The 16601-nt window shown below is 67.2% G+C and carries 16 protein-coding genes; 8 read left to right on the top strand and 8 right to left on the bottom strand.

The window, feature by feature from the left end; all coding sequences use genetic code 11:
• Positions 1–2: 2 nt before the first annotated feature.
• From CXY91_RS18360 to CXY91_RS18335, 6 genes are all read right to left on the bottom strand, one after another.
• Positions 3–560, bottom strand: a complete 558-nt coding sequence (locus tag CXY91_RS18360) for a TetR/AcrR family transcriptional regulator (RefSeq protein WP_100962660.1) — start codon at positions 558–560, stop codon at positions 3–5.
• 6 nt (positions 561–566) lie between these two features.
• Complete coding sequence (locus tag CXY91_RS18355) at positions 567–1040, bottom strand: nuclear transport factor 2 family protein (protein ID WP_100962659.1); 474 nt, start codon at positions 1038–1040, stop codon at positions 567–569.
• 89 nt (positions 1041–1129) lie between these two features.
• A complete protein-coding gene (locus tag CXY91_RS18350; protein ID WP_091837977.1) occupies positions 1130–2302 on the bottom strand; it encodes a calcium:cation antiporter in 1173 nt (390 codons plus the stop codon).
• 128 nt (positions 2303–2430) lie between these two features.
• Positions 2431–2760 (bottom strand): DUF1330 domain-containing protein, encoded by a 330-nt coding sequence (locus CXY91_RS18345; RefSeq protein WP_091837980.1) that lies wholly within the window; start codon positions 2758–2760, stop codon positions 2431–2433.
• Positions 2761–2901: 141 nt separating this feature from the next.
• Positions 2902–3876, bottom strand: a complete 975-nt coding sequence (locus CXY91_RS18340) for a TRAP transporter substrate-binding protein (RefSeq protein WP_100962658.1) — start codon at positions 3874–3876, stop codon at positions 2902–2904.
• An 80-nt stretch (positions 3877–3956) separates the two neighbouring features.
• On the bottom strand, positions 3957–5777 hold the full coding sequence (locus tag CXY91_RS18335) for a glucan ABC transporter ATP-binding protein/ permease (protein WP_100962657.1): 1821 nt from the start codon (positions 5775–5777) through the stop codon (positions 3957–3959).
• 179 nt (positions 5778–5956) lie between these two features.
• Between CXY91_RS18335 and CXY91_RS18330 the strand changes: the two genes are divergently transcribed.
• On the top strand, positions 5957–6844 hold the full coding sequence (locus CXY91_RS18330; RefSeq protein WP_248307544.1) for a M15 family metallopeptidase: 888 nt from the start codon (positions 5957–5959) through the stop codon (positions 6842–6844).
• Between the two features lie 19 nt (positions 6845–6863).
• On the opposite strand, the gene CXY91_RS18325 is transcribed toward CXY91_RS18330, so the two are convergent.
• Both CXY91_RS18325 and CXY91_RS18320 read right to left on the bottom strand, forming a co-directional pair.
• Entirely contained in the window at positions 6864–7346 is a 483-nt protein-coding gene (locus CXY91_RS18325) for a CAP domain-containing protein (RefSeq protein ID WP_100962756.1), read from the bottom strand.
• Between the two features lie 49 nt (positions 7347–7395).
• On the bottom strand, positions 7396–9987 hold the full coding sequence (locus CXY91_RS18320; RefSeq protein ID WP_158673481.1) for a DUF3772 domain-containing protein: 2592 nt from the start codon (positions 9985–9987) through the stop codon (positions 7396–7398).
• Between the two features lie 434 nt (positions 9988–10421).
• Here CXY91_RS18320 and CXY91_RS18315 point away from each other — a divergent pair, with 434 nt between their 5' ends.
• From CXY91_RS18315 to CXY91_RS18285, 7 genes are all read left to right on the top strand, one after another.
• Positions 10422–10889, top strand: a complete 468-nt coding sequence (locus CXY91_RS18315) for a (2Fe-2S)-binding protein (protein WP_091837991.1) — start codon at positions 10422–10424, stop codon at positions 10887–10889.
• A 78-nt stretch (positions 10890–10967) separates the two neighbouring features.
• On the top strand, positions 10968–13157 hold the full coding sequence (locus tag CXY91_RS18310) for a xanthine dehydrogenase family protein molybdopterin-binding subunit (protein ID WP_100962655.1): 2190 nt from the start codon (positions 10968–10970) through the stop codon (positions 13155–13157).
• Positions 13158–13393: 236 nt separating this feature from the next.
• On the top strand, positions 13394–13708 hold the full coding sequence (gene soxX / locus CXY91_RS18305) for a sulfur oxidation c-type cytochrome SoxX (protein ID WP_208862325.1): 315 nt from the start codon (positions 13394–13396) through the stop codon (positions 13706–13708).
• A complete protein-coding gene (locus CXY91_RS18300) occupies positions 13671–14165 on the top strand; it encodes a thiosulfate oxidation carrier protein SoxY (protein ID WP_100962654.1) in 495 nt (164 codons plus the stop codon). Before soxX ends, CXY91_RS18300 begins: the two co-directional genes overlap by 38 nt.
• Positions 14166–14169: 4 nt before the next feature.
• Complete coding sequence (gene soxZ, locus CXY91_RS18295) at positions 14170–14496, top strand: thiosulfate oxidation carrier complex protein SoxZ (RefSeq protein ID WP_091837998.1); 327 nt, start codon at positions 14170–14172, stop codon at positions 14494–14496.
• 178 nt (positions 14497–14674) lie between these two features.
• Positions 14675–15394, top strand: a complete 720-nt coding sequence (soxA, locus tag CXY91_RS18290; protein WP_199777490.1) for a sulfur oxidation c-type cytochrome SoxA — start codon at positions 14675–14677, stop codon at positions 15392–15394.
• Between the two features lie 211 nt (positions 15395–15605).
• Positions 15606–16544, top strand: coding sequence for an alpha/beta hydrolase (locus CXY91_RS18285; protein WP_100962653.1), 939 nt, complete (start codon positions 15606–15608; stop codon positions 16542–16544).
• Positions 16545–16601: the final 57 nt, after the last annotated feature.

Raw genomic sequence — 16601 nt, 5'->3', positions numbered from 1 at the left:
GCTCAGCCTGCAGGCTGCAGCCTGAGGCGCAGTCTTGCGAGCAGCCTGGTAAAGATCACGGCCTCGTCGCGAGCCCGCGCCAGCACGAGCCCTCCCTGGATCAGGGCCAGGATTTCCTCCGCCAGCCCGTCCGGATCGGCCTGACCGCTGCGGGCGAGCGCGCCGACGAGCGCATCCTGCCAGGCCGCGAAATAGCCGGCGATCTGTGCCGCGAAGCGCTCGCGCGAATCGGCCAGGGCCAGCGCTCCGACCAGGCAGATGCGCCGGCCCGAATGGAAATAGCCGTCGACCGCGACGAGCATCGCCTCGATCGCGGCTGCGGCGTCGCCATCCTCCCGGAGAGGCCGGAACACCTCGTTCTCGAACCAGCTGCCGATCTCGTCGAGCACGGCCTTGGCCATCTCCTCCTTCCCGCCCGGGAAGAAGTGATAGAGGCTGCCCTTGCCGAGCCCCGTGCGTTCGCCGATCACCGACAGGCTCGCCGCCTCGAAACCGTAGTCGCGAAAGATCTCGCCGAGCACCGGCAGCAGGTCGGCCCGCTCGCTGATTCGTCTTGCCATCAGCTCTTATAGGCCGAGATCGCTCAGGCCGGGATGATCGGCCGGGCGCGGTCCGGAGGCGTCCCAATGGAATTTCCGCGCCGCTTCCGCGATCGGCAGATCGTTGATGCTGGCATGGCGGCGGGCCATCAGGCCGTTCTGCGCGAACTCCCAGTTCTCGTTGCCGTAGGAACGGTACCACTGCCCGGAATCGTCGCGCCATTCATAGGCGAAGCGCACGGCGATGCGGTTGCCGGTGAAGGCCCACAGTTCCTTGATCAACCGATAATCGAGCTCGCGCTGCCATTTGCGGGTGAGGAAGGCTTCGATCTTAGCCCGCCCCTGGAAGATTTCGGCCCGGTTCCGCCAACGCGAATCCTCGGTATAGGCCAGCGCGACCCATGCGGGATTGCGCCCGTTCCAGCCGTCCTCGGCGGCTCTGACCTTGAGGATCGCGGTATCCTCGCTGAACGGCGGAAAAGGCGGCCTTGCTTCGCTCACGGTTGATCTCCTGTACCAATCGGTAAAGACTGAACCGATCGGTACAGAATGGATCCTGCCTCGTCAATACCAGCTGCCGAGCCTCCTGCTCATGGACTGAACACCAGCACCAGGAAGACGAAGAACACCGAGAGATGCACGGCCCCTTCCAGCATGGTGGTGCGCGTCCCCGTGAACGTCAGCGTCGAGAGCAGCAGCGTCATCGACAGGATGACCATGTTGGTGCCGGAGAGGCCGAGCACGACCTCCTGTCCGGTGATGAGCCCGATGACCAACACAGCCGGGACGGTCAGCCCCAGCGTCGAGGCGGCGGCGCCGAGGCAGAGATTGATCGCCCGTTGCAGCTGGTTGGTGGTGATCGCGCGCAGCGCCGCGATGCATTCGGGCGTGAACACCACCATGGCGATCAGGATACCGCCCAGCGCCACCGGCGCGCCGAGACGCGCGATGCCGAAGTCGAGCACGACGGCGAGGCTTTTCGCCAGGATCACGATCGGCAGGATGTTGGCGAGCAGCAGGATGACATGCGACCGCGTCGAGCCTTCCGAGGGCGGATGCGGCGGCTCCTCGGCCGGACCAGGGTCGGGTACAGGCTGCGATGCCGGCCCGGCTTCCGATTGGATTCTGCCCCGGATGTAGGCGGCCCCGTAGGGCATGTTCGATTCGCCGGCCGGCTCCTTGAAGAAGACGCTGTGCCTGCCGGTCTGCAGGACCAGGAAGGCGCCGTAGAGCAGCAGGGTGAAGAGCGAGAACGCGATCGACTGGAAGGTGGTCAGCGTTCCGTCCGCGGTCGAGGTGGTGAAATTCGGCAGGACAAGCGGGATCAGCGTCAGCGGAATGATGACCGCCAGATAGGCCGAGGCGCCCTTGAGGTTGTAGCCCTGCGAGAAGTGGCGGAGGCCGCCCAGCAGCAAGCCGATGCCGACGACGCCGTTGAGCACGATCATCAGCACCGCAAACATGGTGTCGCGCCCGAGCGTCGGCGCGCCCTTGGCGCCCAGCATCACCGCCGAGATCAGCGCCACCTCGATGATGACGATCGAGAGCGTCAGGATCAGCGTGCCATAGGGCTCGCCGAGCCGATGCGCGATCTCCTCGGCCTCGTGCACCACGCCGAAGGCCGCCCAGACGATGACACCGAGCAGCCAGGCGAAGATCAGCAATGACGGCAAGGGCGCTCCTAGCTGTGCGAGCAGCGTGTCGCCGAAGATCTGGAAGGCTGCGACAGAGGCCCAGGCGCAGGCGAGGCGGGCGATCATCATGTCAGGCAATGGGTCCGTCGTTGGGAAAAGAAGACAGGCACGTATACGCCGAAAATGATCTCACAACGGCAGGGCCGTGACACGTGATTGTTGACCGTTTTTCTCGGAGGCGCGGGCTCAGGTGAGGATCAGCCCAGCTTCGCCAGGAAGTCGGTCGCCCGATACCCGTCCGACACGCCGTCGACGATGATCGCGGCGCTCCGGGAATTGCGCGTCCTGAGCGGCAGGATCGCCTGATAGGCCGGCGAGGCATACCAGTTGCGTGCCGCGTCGATGTCCGGGAACGCGATGACGACGAGATCGCCTTCCCACGGTCGTTCCATGACCTCCGGCGTCACGCCATGAATCAGGAAGCGGCCCCCGAACGGCACGAGGGTCTCGTCGATGCGTTTGATGTAATCGACGATCTCGGCGTTGACGTCGACGTCGCGCAGATGGGCGATGGCATAAGCGGTCATGGTGCTCTCCTCGGTCGAAAACGGCCGGTGCGGCCGGTGTCGCGAGAGACCATGCCCGCCAAGGAACCGCGGGTCGATTACACCTCAGGTAATCGAAACCGCGCCGCCTCGGCAGATGAGCCACGCAGCAGCGCGAGCGCCTCAGTGCTTGGCGAAGGCGTCGAGGATCGCGGCGCCTTCCGCTCCGGCCTTGCCGCGCCAGTCCTCGACCGCGGCCTTGCCGGCAGTCTCGAGCCGCTGGGTCAGATCGGCCGGCAGCTGCGCATGGATGGTGACGCCATTGGCGCGCATGCGGGCATAGTTCTCGTCGAGCCGCGTCCTGATCGCGCTCCATTGCCGCCGCTCGGTCTCGGCTGCGGCTTCGTCGACGACCTGCCTGAGATCCGCCGGCAGGGCATCGTAGGCGGCGAGATTCACCGTCGCCAGCGAGATCGGCAGCGCATAGTTCACCTCGCTGAAATGCGGCAGGAACTGCCAGAGATTGCGCCCGGCCCCGCCATCCCCCGACGACAGCACCGCCGTGACCGAACCGTCCTTCACCTTCGGCATGGCGTCGGCGAAGGACAGGTTCACCGCCTTGGCGCCGGCGTTGCCCATCACCGTGGTCGAGGTCGCGTCATAGGTGCGGATCGACAGGCCGGCGAGGTCACTGGCCGAGGTCACCGGCTCCTTCGACCAGATGCCCGAGGCCGGCCACGGCGTGGTGTAGAGGATGCGCTGGCCATAGCCGGCGAAGACCTTGGCATAGGCCGGCCGGGCAAGATCGGCGAGGCGCCTGGCATCCTCGATCGAGGTCGCCAGGAACGGCAGCGACGACAGGCCAAACAGCGGATGCACCGCACCCAGCGCTCCGGCGAAGGCGTCGCCGGCCGCGACCTTTCCCTCCTGCACCGCTGCGACCATGCCGGCCGACTTGATTCCCTTCGCCGCATCGAAGCTCGGGGTGATCGTCAGCCGCCCACCGGAGCGCTCGTTCACCAGCTTTGCAAAGGTCGCAACGCCCTCGCCCGGAATGGCGCTCGCTGGGTATTCGGTTGGCATCTCCCAGACCGTCTGGGCGAAGGCGGCTGGCGAAAAGCCGAGGACCAGCGCGAGGGCAGACAGGAGGCGGCGCATGGACAGGTCTCCGTGTGGATCGGCGCCGGCTGGATTTGCTCCCGGACAGGCAGATCGGAGCAAAAGCCGGCGCACCGTTGTCACACGCCGCCTGGCAGCTTCTGTGCCAATGGGCTGGCCTCGCCCTCCGAAAGCGCAGGCGCAGGCTTGTCGGTGACCAGATACTGGGCCCGGGCCAAAGCGGCGAAGCGCCCGCCCTTGGCGACGAGCTCCTCGAAGGAGCCCATCTCGATCACCCGGCCCTGCTCGAACACCAGGATGCGGTCGGCATTTCGGATGGTGGCGAGGCGGTGCGCTATGACGAAGGTGGTGCGGCCCTTCATCACCTCGTCGAGCGCCTTCTGCAGCTTGACCTCGGTCGCTGCATCGAGGGCCGAGGTCGCCTCGTCCAGGATCAGGATCGGCGGGTTCTTCAGCAGGGCGCGGGCGATCGACAGGCGCTGGCGCTCGCCGCCCGAGAGCGTGCGGCCGCGCTCGCCGACGATGGTGTCGAGCCCGTCGGTCTGGCGCGCCATGACTTCGGTCGCCTGCGCCCGGTCGAGCGCTTCCATCATCTCGGCGTCGGTCGCGTCCGGCTTGCCGACGGTCAGGTTCTCGCGGATCGAGCGCGCGAACAGCATCGGCTCCTGGAAGACGACGCCGATATTGCGCCGGAGCGAGAGCAGCGAGATCTCGCGGATGTCGCGGCCGTCGGCGAGGATGCGGCCCGATTGCGGATCGAAAGCGCGGTGCAGCAGGCCGAGCGTGGTCGACTTGCCCGAGCCCGTCGAGCCGACGATGGCGATGGTCTCGCCGGCCTTCACCTCGAAGGAGACGTCGGCGACGGCGACGCGCTTGCCGTCATAGGAGAAGGAGACGTCGTCGAAGGTGATCCGGCCCTCGAGCCGACCGGCATCGGGGGAGCCGGGCTGGTCGCGCACAGCCGGGAGCGTGTCGAGCACCTCGAAGAACTCGCGCATCTTCGGCGCCTGCATGAAGATGAAGTTCACGAAGGCGACGATCTGCTCGAGCCGGCCGACCAGCATGGTGGCGAAGCCCATGAAGGTGACGATCTCGCCGACCGTGGTCAGCCCCTGCATCAAGAGCCAGGTGCCGACCACGAAGATCGAAAGCACGGTCAGCGTCGCCGAGGCGCGGGTCGCGACGGTCGCGACCGCCCACCAGGTCAGCACCGGGATCTGCGCTTCGAGCAGGCTGGTGATGGTGTTGCGCAGCCCGCGCACCTCGGCCTCGATCCGGGTGAAGCTCTGGATCACCGGCACATTGCCGAGCGCATCCGAGGCTCGTTCGGCGAGGCTCGAATGGTAGGCCTCGACATTGCTCTGCAGCTTGTCGGTCTTGCGCAGCACGAAGGCGGTGAGCGTGCCGAACAGCACGACGAGGAAGATCAGCACTAGGCCGAGCTGCCAGTTCTTCCAGAGCGTGAACGGCAGCAGGATGAAGAGCGCGACGAAGCTGGCGCAATGCTCGCGGAAGAAGGAGAGCCAGAGCGCCCACATGCCGCTGGTGCCCTCCAGCATCACCTTGAGCACGCGGCCGGAATGGGTCTGCGTGTGATAGGCGAGCGGCAAGGTCAGCGCATGCTCGAAATAATTCGCCATCACCGCGAGCCGGCGGCGATGCGCCAGCCGATCGGCGAACAGCGCGACGAACACGCCCGCAGCGATATTGAACAGGCCGAAGCCGACCCAGGCGGCCAGCAATACGTTGATGTCGCCCCAGCCCGGGCGAGTGCCGGCGGTCTGCAGGCTGGTCAATTTGTCGATCAGCGCGCCGAACAGCATCGGCTCGGCGAAGGCGGCGCCTGCCAGCGCGACGTTGGCGATGGCGAGAAGGAGCCCCAGGCGCCGTTCCGGGCCGAGCTCGCCGAGGACGCGGGCATAGATCGCAAGCAGAGACATTGCCGAAAGCTTTAGCCGAGGCTGCGGCATGAGCAAGCCCTCAAACCTTAACGCTCCCGCAACCGCAGCTCCTCATGGTTTCCGCAAAGCGTGTTGCTGGGGCGCGAGATGCCGCTCGCCTGTCTGCCCGACCACCCTCACGCCGAGATGGGCGAAGCGATCCGAGCGGAGGCAGGGCGATGGCGAAAAAGAAGCGCGGTGGCCATGGCGATCAGGGCGGGTTCGTCACCTTCACCGAGCGGTTGGCATTGCCGCGTCGGCATCGTGACCGAGGCCGATCCGCCGCCGGCTGGCGCCAGCTCTCGTGCCGCGGCATGCCAGGGCCGACACCCGGCAGGTGGGCACTGGCCGCCAGCTTGCTCATGCTTGTCTCGCGGCCGGTCGATGCCGAACCGCTGCCTGCGGGCTTCGTGCGGCTGCGCGAGCTCGCACCGTCGATCGCGCAGGACATCCGCTATGCGACGCCGTTCAATTTCACCGGCGCGGCCGTGCCCGGCTATGGCCGTGCCGAATGCGTGCTGACACGCGAGGCGGCGAACGCGCTGGTCCGCGCCGAAAAGCGCCTGGCCCGGCAGGGCTACGGCCTGAAGCTGTTCGACTGCTACCGGCCCGCCCAAGCCGTCGCCGCGTTCAACGACTGGGTGAAGCGGCCGGACGCCGCCGATCTCGGGCGCGTCTTCCACCCCGGCATCGCCAGGGGCGATCTCGTCGCCAAGGGCTACATCGCCGGCAATTCCAGCCATTCGCGCGGCTCCACCGTCGATGCCGGCCTCGTCCGCGCCGGCGAAGCCGCTCTGCCGACACCCGTGGATGCCGGCCCCTGCGACGGCCCCCTTGCAACGCGTCCGCGCGAAACCAGCCTCGATCTCGGCACGAGCTTCGACTGCTTCTCGGACAAAAGCGCGTTCCGCCATCCCGGCGTCGCGAGCGAGGCGCGCCGCAATCGCGAAACCCTCGCCGCTGCGATGGCAGCCGAGGGCTTCCGCGGCTACCGCAAGGAATGGTGGCACTTCACGCTGGCGAAAGAGCCGTTCCCGAAGACGCCCTTCGACTTCCCGATCGAATGACCGCGTCAGCCAAGCCTGCTCAGGGCGCGACCACCAGCGCCCAGTAGACCTGGTATTTCGACCCCGGCGCATAGGCCGAGGCGATGCCCATGCGCGTCGCGTTCGGCGCCTTCATCACCCGGTCGTGCTGCGGCGAGTCGCGCCAGCCGGAGAAGGCTTCGGCGAGGCGACGATAGCCGGCCGAGAGATTGGCCTCGGCGCCCGGCTGCCCCGCCCGCGCCAGCCGCGCCTTTACCGCCTCGGCCTGCGCCGGCTTGTCGGCGGCGGCCATGGCGGCGGCCTCCTGCTCGGCGGCCTGCATCAGCTCCGGATCGAGCTTGAGCGTTCCGAGGCCGGCATTGAGCCGATAGGCCGAGATGGTCGCGCGGGCCGCCTCGGCATCGACCCTGGCCGAGGGCGAGCCGAGATCGCGATAGAAGGCGGGCTGGGTCCGGACCGGCTCGGTGCAGCCGGCGAGGTTCAGCAGCGACAAGGCTGCCGCAAGCGCGGCGGGACAGCTCATCGACCGCAGCCGCTGGCGCGCGGTGGGAGCGGAGGTAAGGCGCATCGCATCAGTCCTTGGTCTCGTCCTTGCCGCCATTCGCGGCCGGTTCTGGTTTGGCGGGCGGCGGCGGGGTTTCCTCCGGCTCCGCCTCGGCCTCAGGCTCCGGACCGGAGCGCTTGACGGTGACGCGTCCGCCTGCCGGCTTGGCGCGGCGGCCGATCTCCTTCGACACCGCCGCGGCGATCTCGCCCAGCGAGTGCTCGACACCCTCCAGCCCCTTGACGGTGAGTTCGGTCGCGACCGGGGTCTCGAGTTCGCTCAGGCGCCGGTGGATGACGTAGTTGAGGTCGCTGGTGACGCGCCCGACGATGTCGACATCGCCGACCACGCAGATCAGGTCGAAATCCATCGTCCCCGTGCCGAGCTTCTTGAACAGCACGTTCGGGGCCGGCTTCTTCAGCACATCGCCATGCGCTTCGGCGGCCTCGAGCAGCATGGCCCTGACCTCGGTCGGATTGAGCCGGCGCGGCACGCTGATCGAGATCAGCACCCGGCCCGTCCGGTCGGAGCGGACGCGGTTGCGCACCACGCCCGAGACCAGGTTCGAGTTCGGCACGATCACCGAGGAGCGGTCGAAGGTCTCGATCTCGGTCGAGCGGACATTGATGCGCTTGACGATGCCCTCGGCGTCGCCGACCAGCACCTGGTCGCCGACCCGGATCGGCCGCTCCCAGAGCAGGATCAGGCCCGAGACGAAGTTCGACACCACCGACTGCAGGCCGAAACCGATGCCGACCGAGAGCGCCGAGGCGACGAGGGTCAATCGTTCCAGGCTGAGGCCCAGCGAGGAGAAGCCGATCGCGGCCGCGCCCGCGTAGCCGACATAACCGGCCGCGGTGGTGATCGAGTTGCGCAGACCGGTGTCGAGCGCCGTGGTCGGCAGGAACTTGCCGTCGAGCCAATTCTGCAGCGATCGCGTCGCCGCCAGCCCGAGTGCGAAAAGCAGGATCGCCACGACGATCGAGGACAAGGAGACCGTGACCCCGCCGACCTGGAAACCGAAGAAGGCGGCCCGCAGCGAGGTCGTCAGATCCGTCGATTCCAGGCCCCAGGGCGCCAGCACCAGCATGATCGTGACCACGATGAGCACGATCTTGAGCGCGCCGGCGAGCACCACCGCGATCTTCTGCAGCGTCGCGGCACGAAGGCCGATACCGGCCCGCAGGGTCAGCGCGAACCGCCCGTCGCCGGTCAGCTGGCTGACGATGCCGAGGTCGATCAATTGCGTCAGCAGCACGAAGACGGCCGCGAGGATGCCGAGCCAGATCACCTGCTCGGTCAGGAAGGTCCCCAGCACGACATAGCCGAGCAGCAGCGACAAGATGATGGCGATGCCGACCACCCAGCCGAGGATGCGCACCGGGCCGAGGCTGGCGCCGTCGACCGGCACATAGGGGCCAAGGCACGCCTCCTGCTCGATCTCCTGGTTGTCGCGCAGGCGATAGAGCCCGGCGATCAGGACGAGCGCGAAAACCGTGGCGACGACGCCGCGCACGATGATCGACAGGGTAAGGCCGGCGGCGATCGCCTGCAGCCAGGCCTCAAGGACCTTGCCGATCGCCATGACGATGGCGAGCGAGCCGGCAAGCCACGCCACCGTCTTGGCGGTCGATTCCATCACGCTGGCAAGGCGCCGCTGCGGCTCACCGGGGGCGAACAGCGCATCGACCAGCGCCTGGACGAAGGCGAACAGGGCGAGCCCGAAGACCGCCGCGAGGATCACCGGCTGGATTCGCGGCGGCAGCAGGCCGGCGGTGTTCAGGCCGGCATAGATCAGCCAGGACGCCAGCGCCGGCGGCGCCGTCCGCGCGATGATGCGGATGAGTGCCCCGTAGAGGATGTGACGGTCGGTCGAATCGACCTTCGCCGCCAGCCGCGCCGTCAGCCGCGGCATATAGCGGGCCCGCGCCACATAGAGCGCGATCGCACCGAGGAAGGAGAGCGCGACCAGGAATCCGCGGGCGCTGAACAGCGCCGTCGTGAAGACAGAGAGCCAGTCACCGAAGATGAACTGCGAGGCCCGCAGATCGGACGGCAGAGCCGTGAGCGTCGTCGACCAGACCTCCGGGTTGAGGATCGAGGGACCCGGCGCGAAAAGCGCCTTGGCGAAGCGGTCGCGCCTGAGATCGCCGATCGAGCTCTGCAGCTGCTCGGCCTGGAGCAGCGTCGCGCGCCCGATCTTCAGGGTCTCGTCCGCCTCGGCGAAAGTCTTGGTGCGCGTCTCGCGCTCGCGCGCCACGTCCGGCGTCTCGGGCGGCGCATTGGCGTCGGGCTTGGCCCCAAGCTGATCGAGCCTGAGCTTGGCCTGCTCGGTTCGCGGCGCCTGCTCGTCGGTGAGGACGCGCAGCTGGTCGAGCAAGGGCTGCAGCCGCAGACGCTGGCGCTGAAGCTCATTGTCCGAGACATTCGGATTGGCGAGCGAACCTTCGATCTGGCTGAGCTCGCCGCGGATCGAGTCCAGGCGGGCGCGCGGGCTGGTCGTATTGTCGGCGGTCTGCGCCAGCACCACCAGCGGCGCGACGAGCAGCATCAGCGCGAGCAGCAAGGCGCCGCCGGAGCGGTGCAAAGCTCGTCGTCCGAGGCCGGATATCATCGACATTGAGGTCCTGCCGGGCTGATTCGCATGGTCGCGCAGCCTCGCCGTTGCCGCGTGACGAAAGCAAGCATCTCCGACGAAACGGCGATGCAGCCGGAATCGGGGCTTCACGGCTCCACCGGGCAAAGATCGTGTGAGGGCATCACATTCCTGTGAGAGAACGCCGAGGCAGGCATAGCTCATGCTGCGTGTCTGCGACAGAAAACCGGACAGCATCATGGCAGCGCCGAAGAAAGCCGCCTGGATCGCCACGAGCGCACGCTGAAACGATTCAACGCGACCGTGATCGCAGGTGAGCACGCAACCTCTGGCGGCTGCCGCGCTTCTGGGTTTGAATTCTTCCAAGGAACATCCGGCCTCTAACGGGCTGGCCTGACTGAACGGCGAGGCGCGCTGGCTCTCTCGCCGACCTTGGGATCGAAACCGGGAGGTTTGCGGTGGCTAAGCTGAGCATCAATGGCAAGACGATAGACGTGACGGTCGAGGACGACACGCCGCTGCTCTGGGTGATCCGCGAGCAGATCGGCCTGACCGGAACGAAGTATGGCTGCGGCGTCGCCCAATGCGGTGCCTGCACCGTGCATATCGACGGCGTCGCCACCCGCTCCTGCACCATGCCGGTGAGCGCCCTCACCGCCGAGCAGAAGATCGTCACCATCGAGGGCCTCTCGCCGGACGGCAACCATCCGATCCAGAAGGCCTGGATCGAGCATGACGTGCCGCAATGCGGCTTCTGCCAGAGCGGCATGATCATGGCCGCGGCTGCCCTGCTGCAGTCCAACCCCAAGCCGAGCGATGCCGACATCGCCGCCGAGATCACCAATATCTGCCGCTGCGGCACCTATAACCGCGTCAAGGCCGCCATCAAGGACGTCGCCGCCGGCGGCCAGATGAATCGCGGCTGATCCGACCTCACCCATTTTTCTGCGCACGGCTCGAGCGCCACAGCCTCGCCGCAGCGCCATCCGCAATAGGAGGACGCCATGAGTCTAGCCTCTGTGACCGACACCAAGCTCTCCCGCCGCAGCATCCTGAAAGGTTCTGCCGCAGCGGCGGGCGCCTTCAGCTTCGGCTTTGCCATTCCCGTCTCCGAGGAGGCGCAGGCGCAAGGCGCGGTGCCGGAGATCAACGCCTGGGTGGTGGTCCATCCCGACGACAAGGTGGTGATCCGCATCGCCCGCTCGGAAATGGGCCAGGGTACGCTGACCGGCCTCGCCCAGCTTGTCGCCGAGGAGCTCGATTGCGACTGGGCCAAGGTGACGACCGAATACCCGACGCCCGGCCAGAACCTCGCCCGCAACCGGGTCTGGGGCAATTTCTCGACCGGCGGCAGCCGCGGCGTGCGCGAATCGCATGAGTACGTCCGCAAGGGCGGCGCCGCCGCGCGGATGATGCTGGTCCAGGCGGCGGCCGATGGCTGGAAGGTGCCGGCCGCCGAATGCAGCGCCGCCAAGGGCGTGATCACCCACAAGGGCTCCGGCCGCTCGATCCGCTATGGCGAGGTCGCAGCCGAAGCCGCCAAGCTCAAGGCGCCAACGGATGTCCCGCTCAAGGACCCGAAGGACTGGACCATTGCCGGCAAGCCGCTGAAGCGCCTCGACACCGCCGACAAGACCACTGGCAAGAAGGTCTACGGCATGGACTTCAAGCTGCCGGGGATGCTCAACGCCGCGATCAAGGACTGCCCCGTCTTCGGCGGCAAGGTGAAGAGCTTCGACGCCGCCAAGATCAAGGACATGCCGGGCGTCAAGCAAGTCCTGCCCGTCGGCGACAGCGCCGTGGCCGTCGTCGCCGACACCTGGTGGCGCGCCAAGACCGCGCTCGATGCGCTGCCTATCGTCTGGGACGAGGGCGAGCACGCCAAGGTCTCCAGCGAGAGCATCGCCGCCTGGCTGAAGGAAGGGCTCGACGCACCGCAAGCCGCCGTCGGCAACCAGAACGGCGACGTCAAGAGCGCCATCGCCAATGCCGCCCGCGTCGTCGAGCAGGTCTATTCCTACCCGTTCCAGAACCATGCCTGCATGGAGGTGATGAACGCGACCGCGCTCTACACCCCCGAGCGCTGCGAGGTCTGGACGCCCACGCAGAACGGTGAGGCGGCGCTCGCCGCCGCATCCGAGGCCTCCGGCCTGCCGCTGGCGAAATGCGAGGCCTACAAGATCGATCTTGGCGGCGGCTTCGGCCGGCGCGGCGCCGTCCACGACTGGGTCCGCCAGGTCGTCGCCATCGCCAAGCAGATCCCCGGCACGCCGGTGAAGTTGATCTGGTCGCGCGAGGAGGACATGCTGCACGGGCGCTTCCATCCGGTGACGCAGTGCAAGCTCACCGGCGCGCTCGACAAGGACGGCAATCTGACCGGCCTGCACCTGCGCATCTCCGGCCAGTCGATCGTCGCCGGGATCTTCCCGCAGAACATCCAGAACGGCCGCGACCCGGCCGTCTTCCAGGGCCTCAACCCGCCCGGACCGGAGGCTTCGATCGGCTACGGTGTGCCGAACCTGCTGATCGACCACGCCATGCGCAACCCGCATGTGCCGCCGGGCTTCTGGCGGGGCGTCAACCTCAACCAGAACACGATCTACCTCGAATGCTTCATGGACGAGCTCGCCCATGCCGCCGGCAAGGATCCGCTCGAGTTCCGCCGGGCGCTGATGAAGAACCACCCCAAGCACCTTGCCGTGCTCAACGCCGTCGCCGAAAAGGCCGGCTGGGGGACGAAGGCTCCGGAAGGCGTCTATCGCGGCATCTGCCAGACCATGGGTTTCGGCTCCTATGTCGCGGCGGTCGCCGAGGTCTCGGTCGACGCCGACGGCAAGCTCAAGATCCACAAGATCACCGCCGCAACCGACCCCGGCCACGCCGTCAACCCGGCGCAGATCGAGCGCCAGGTCGAGGGCTCCTTCGTCTATGGACTCTCGGCCGCGCTCTTCGGCGAGTGCACGGTCAAGGACGGGCGCATGGTCGAGGAGAATTTCGACACCTATCCGGTGGTGCGCATGGAGGACATGCCGGCGGTCGAGACGATCATCGTGCCCTCCGGCGGCTTCTGGGGCGGCGTCGGCGAGCCGACCATCGCGGTCGCGGCCCCCGCCGTGCTGAACGCGATCTTCGCCGCCACCGGCAAGCGCGTGCGCAACCTGCCGCTCAAGAACACGGATCTGCGCAAGGCGTGAGATTGGTGAAAGGGCAAGGTCATCCCGGCCGAAGCAAAGCGAAGAGCCGGGATCCATTCCGGAACGCCAATCGGAAAGGTTCCGGAATAGGTCCCGGGTCTCCCTTCGGTCGCCCGGGACGACTAGCGATTGTTTTCGCCGGTCTGCTCTTAGCCAGTCCAGCCAATGCCCTCGAAGCCTACACAGTCGTCGGCGACGCGATCCCCGCGCCGCTCGGCGGCAAGGTCGGCGATCCCATGCGCGGGCGGGCGCTCGTGCTCGATCGCACGCAGGGCAATTGCCTGATCTGTCACCAGCTGCCGGAGCCGAACGAGCCCTTCCAGGGCACGATCGGCCCCGATCTCGCCGGGGTCGCGAGCCGGCTCGACATGGGCCAGCTCCGCCTGCGCCTCGTCGATGCCAGCCTGCTCAACCCGCGGACGGTGATGCCGCCCTATTTTCGTAACCAAGGATTGCGAGACGTTGCTCCGGCCTTTCGCGATCGGCCGGCGCTGACTGCCCAGGAGATCGAGGATGTCGTCACCTATCTCGCCAGCCTGCGTACGCCCTGAACCGGCGCTCTCGCGCCGCGAGGTAATGGCGGCCGGCGTCGCCGGACTCGCCGTCGCCGCCGTGCCCGCCTCCACCCAGGCGGCCGCGCCTCCCGCCCTCGCCGAGCTGATCGCGCGCGTCACCGAAGGCGCGGTGCCCGAGCGCGGCAGGATCACCTTCGATATTCCGCAACTGGTCGAGAACGGCAATTCGGTCGATGTCGCGATCCTGGTCGAAAGCCCGATGACGCAGGCCGACCATGTTCGCTGGATCCATGTCATCGCCGAGAAGAACCCGTTTCCCGACGTCGCCCGCTTCAATCTCACCCCTCGCAGCGGCCGGGCCGACATCCGCGCCACCTTGCGCCTCGCGACTTCTCAGAAGGTCGTGGCGATCGCCTCGCTGAGCAGCGGCGGCTATGTCATGGCCGATGCCGATATCGTGGTGACGCTCAGCGCCTGCATCGACGGAGGCTGAACCGATGGCATCGTTCAACGCCCGCATCACCATGCCGGCCGAGGCCAGGGCCGGCGAGATCGTCGAGATTCGCGTCCTCGTCCGCCATCCGATGGATCGCGGCGGCCAGGTCGATTCCGAAGGCCGCGTCGTCCCGCGCAAGATCCTGAACCGCCTGACCGTGACCTATGCCGGCGAGCCGGTGTTTCGCTACGACATGCACACCGGCGTCTCCGCCAACCCCTTCGTCAGCTTCACCACCCGCGCCGTCGAGACCGGCGACCTCACCTTCGAATGGCGCGAGGATGGCGGGGCGACCTTCACCCGCACCGCCCGTCTCGTCGTGACATGACCACATTCCCGCAATGATCCCCACAGCCCTCATCCTGAGGAGCCGCGCCAGCGGCGTCTCGAAGGATGCTCCAGAGCGCACTGGACCATCCTTCGAGACGCGATCTGCGATCGCTCCTCAGGATGAGGGCTATGGTTCCGGGAAGGCCTTTTGGCTGGCCACCGCATTGATCAGCTTGTTGCTGACCGCCGCGACCGCGGAGGAGATCAAGCCGGGCAGCGCCTTCCTCTCAGCCTCGATGCAGCGCCAGCAGGAGGATGAAGCCCGCAATCCCGGCTGGCTCTGGGTCGAGCAGGGCGAGGAGCTGTTCAGCCGCCGCGAGGGTGCAGCGCCGACCTGCCTCTCCTGCCACACCGATCCCAAACAGAGCCTGCGCGGGGCCGCCGCCCGCTATCCGCAGGTCGACGCCGCCATCGGCAAGCTGATCAATCTCGAGGGTCGCATCGAGCAGTGCCGGGTCGACCGTCAGAAGCAGCCCGCCTTCGGCTATGAGAGCCAGGAATTGCTCGGCCTCACCGCCTATGTCGCCTCGCTTTCGAAGGGCGTGCCGCTGACGGTCTCGGCCGAGGGCGCGGCCAAATCATATTATGAAGCCGGCAAGGCCTTCTACGAGCGCCGGCAGGGCCAGCTCAATCTCGCCTGCACGCAATGTCATGACGGTCTGGTCGGCCAGAAGCTGCGCGGCGACACGATCAGCTACGGCATCGGCACCGGCTATCCGGCCTACCGGCTCGAATGGAACGGACTGGGGTCGCTGCACCGGCGCCTGCGTGCCTGTTCGCTCGGCGTCAGGGCGACGCAGTTCGACTACGGCTCGGACGAATACCTCGCGCTCGAACTCTATCTCGCCGTGCGCGCCAAGGGACTCGCGCTGGAGGCACCGGGTCTGAGACGCTGACGTCTCTCCAGTTCGAGCCGTCCCGGACAAGCCGCGTCAGCGGCGCCGATCCGGGACCCATGCCTGAGCCTTTCCGAATGAGGTTCCGGAATGGGTCCTGGGTCTTCGCTTCGCTGCGCCCGGGACGACTCGTGGATATCGGGGACATGCTATTGGCGACGGCTACGCGAGCCGTCACGATCCCGGCACAGTCCTGTCGGAGACGTCGTGGATGCTTCGCCTGCCTGCCTTCGTCGCTGCGTTCCTGATCGCCACCGCTGCCATTGCCGAGCCCGATGCCGAGCCGTCGGCCTCGGCAGCCGGGGCCACCGCGTCACCGCCGCCCTTCGTGCTCAAGGGCACCGAGGTCAGGACGATCCGGGCCAAGGCGCTGCAGCGCGACTACGAGATCTTCGTCAGCCTGCCCGAATCCTATCAGAGCCAGCCGCGCCGGCGCTTCCCGGTGCTGTTCGTCACCGATGCCGACTATGCCTTCCCGCTGGTCCGCTCGATCGCCCGCCGGGTCGGCAACCGGGCCAGGGGGCTGGAGGAGTTCATCCTGGTCGGCCTGTCATACTCGGTCGGCGATACCCCCGAATACAGCCGCCGGCGCGACTACACCCCGACGCCGAACGGCGAGAAGACACGCGATCCGTCGGGCAAGCCGCCAGTCTTCGGCGAAGCGGAGGGCTATCGCCGCTTCCTCTCGGAGGAGGTGATGCCCTTCGTCGCTGCGACCTACCGTACCGACACCACTCGCAGCATCTATGCCGGGCATTCCTATGGCGGCCTGTTCGGCCTCTATGTGCTGCTGACCGAGCCGAAACTGTTCTCGCACTACATCATCGGCAGCCCCTCGCTCTGGTTCGACCAGAAGGTGCTGTTCCAGCGCGAACGGAGCTATGCCGAGGCCAACAAGGAATTGAAGGCGAACGTCTTCATGTCGATCGCCTCCTACGAGACGATCGACAAAGCGTCCGGCGATCCGCGCTACAACGGCAAGACCGACATGATCGCCGATCTCAGGGAGTTCGAGCAGGCGCTGCGTTCGCGCAATTATCCGGGCCTCAAGCTCGCGAGCGAGGTCATCCCCGGCGAGGACCACCTCACCGTCTTCCCGGCGATCGTGACGCGCGGGCTGCTCTGGGCGCTGCCGGCGAAGCGGGATTAGGCACAATCACACGACAAGGTCATCCCGGGCGACAGCAGGGAGACCCGGGATGACCAC

Source organism: Allobosea sp. FBZP-16, from assembly GCF_002831785.1.
In the GTDB taxonomy this organism is placed as follows: Bacteria; Pseudomonadota; Alphaproteobacteria; order Rhizobiales; family Beijerinckiaceae; genus Allobosea; species Allobosea lupini.
Note: the sequence above shows the minus strand (reverse complement) of the source record. Positions and strands in the feature narration are given on the sequence as shown.

What these genes read in the sequence shown, in the direction of transcription:
- CXY91_RS18350 (WP_091837977.1), bottom strand. Translation starts at nt 2,302, where the DNA reads ATGATGATCGCCCGCCTCGCCTGCGCCTGGGCCTCTGTCGCAGCCTTC.
- CXY91_RS18360 (WP_100962660.1), bottom strand. Translation starts at nt 560, where the DNA reads ATGGCAAGACGAATCAGCGAGCGGGCCGACCTGCTGCCGGTGCTCGGC.
- CXY91_RS18335 (WP_100962657.1), bottom strand. Translation starts at nt 5,777, where the DNA reads ATGTCTCTGCTTGCGATCTATGCCCGCGTCCTCGGCGAGCTCGGCCCG.
- soxX (WP_208862325.1), top strand. Translation starts at nt 13,394, where the DNA reads ATGCGCGGGCGGGCGCTCGTGCTCGATCGCACGCAGGGCAATTGCCTG.
- CXY91_RS18340 (WP_100962658.1), bottom strand. Translation starts at nt 3,876, where the DNA reads ATGCGCCGCCTCCTGTCTGCCCTCGCGCTGGTCCTCGGCTTTTCGCCA.
- CXY91_RS18325 (WP_100962756.1), bottom strand. Translation starts at nt 7,346, where the DNA reads ATGAGCTGTCCCGCCGCGCTTGCGGCAGCCTTGTCGCTGCTGAACCTC.
- soxZ (WP_091837998.1), top strand. Translation starts at nt 14,170, where the DNA reads ATGGCATCGTTCAACGCCCGCATCACCATGCCGGCCGAGGCCAGGGCC.
- CXY91_RS18345 (WP_091837980.1), bottom strand. Translation starts at nt 2,760, where the DNA reads ATGACCGCTTATGCCATCGCCCATCTGCGCGACGTCGACGTCAACGCC.
- CXY91_RS18310 (WP_100962655.1), top strand. Translation starts at nt 10,968, where the DNA reads ATGAGTCTAGCCTCTGTGACCGACACCAAGCTCTCCCGCCGCAGCATC.
- CXY91_RS18320 (WP_158673481.1), bottom strand. Translation starts at nt 9,987, where the DNA reads ATGTCGATGATATCCGGCCTCGGACGACGAGCTTTGCACCGCTCCGGC.
- CXY91_RS18300 (WP_100962654.1), top strand. Translation starts at nt 13,671, where the DNA reads ATGTCGTCACCTATCTCGCCAGCCTGCGTACGCCCTGAACCGGCGCTC.
- CXY91_RS18330 (WP_248307544.1), top strand. Translation starts at nt 5,957, where the DNA reads ATGGCGAAAAAGAAGCGCGGTGGCCATGGCGATCAGGGCGGGTTCGTC.
- CXY91_RS18285 (WP_100962653.1), top strand. Translation starts at nt 15,606, where the DNA reads ATGCTTCGCCTGCCTGCCTTCGTCGCTGCGTTCCTGATCGCCACCGCT.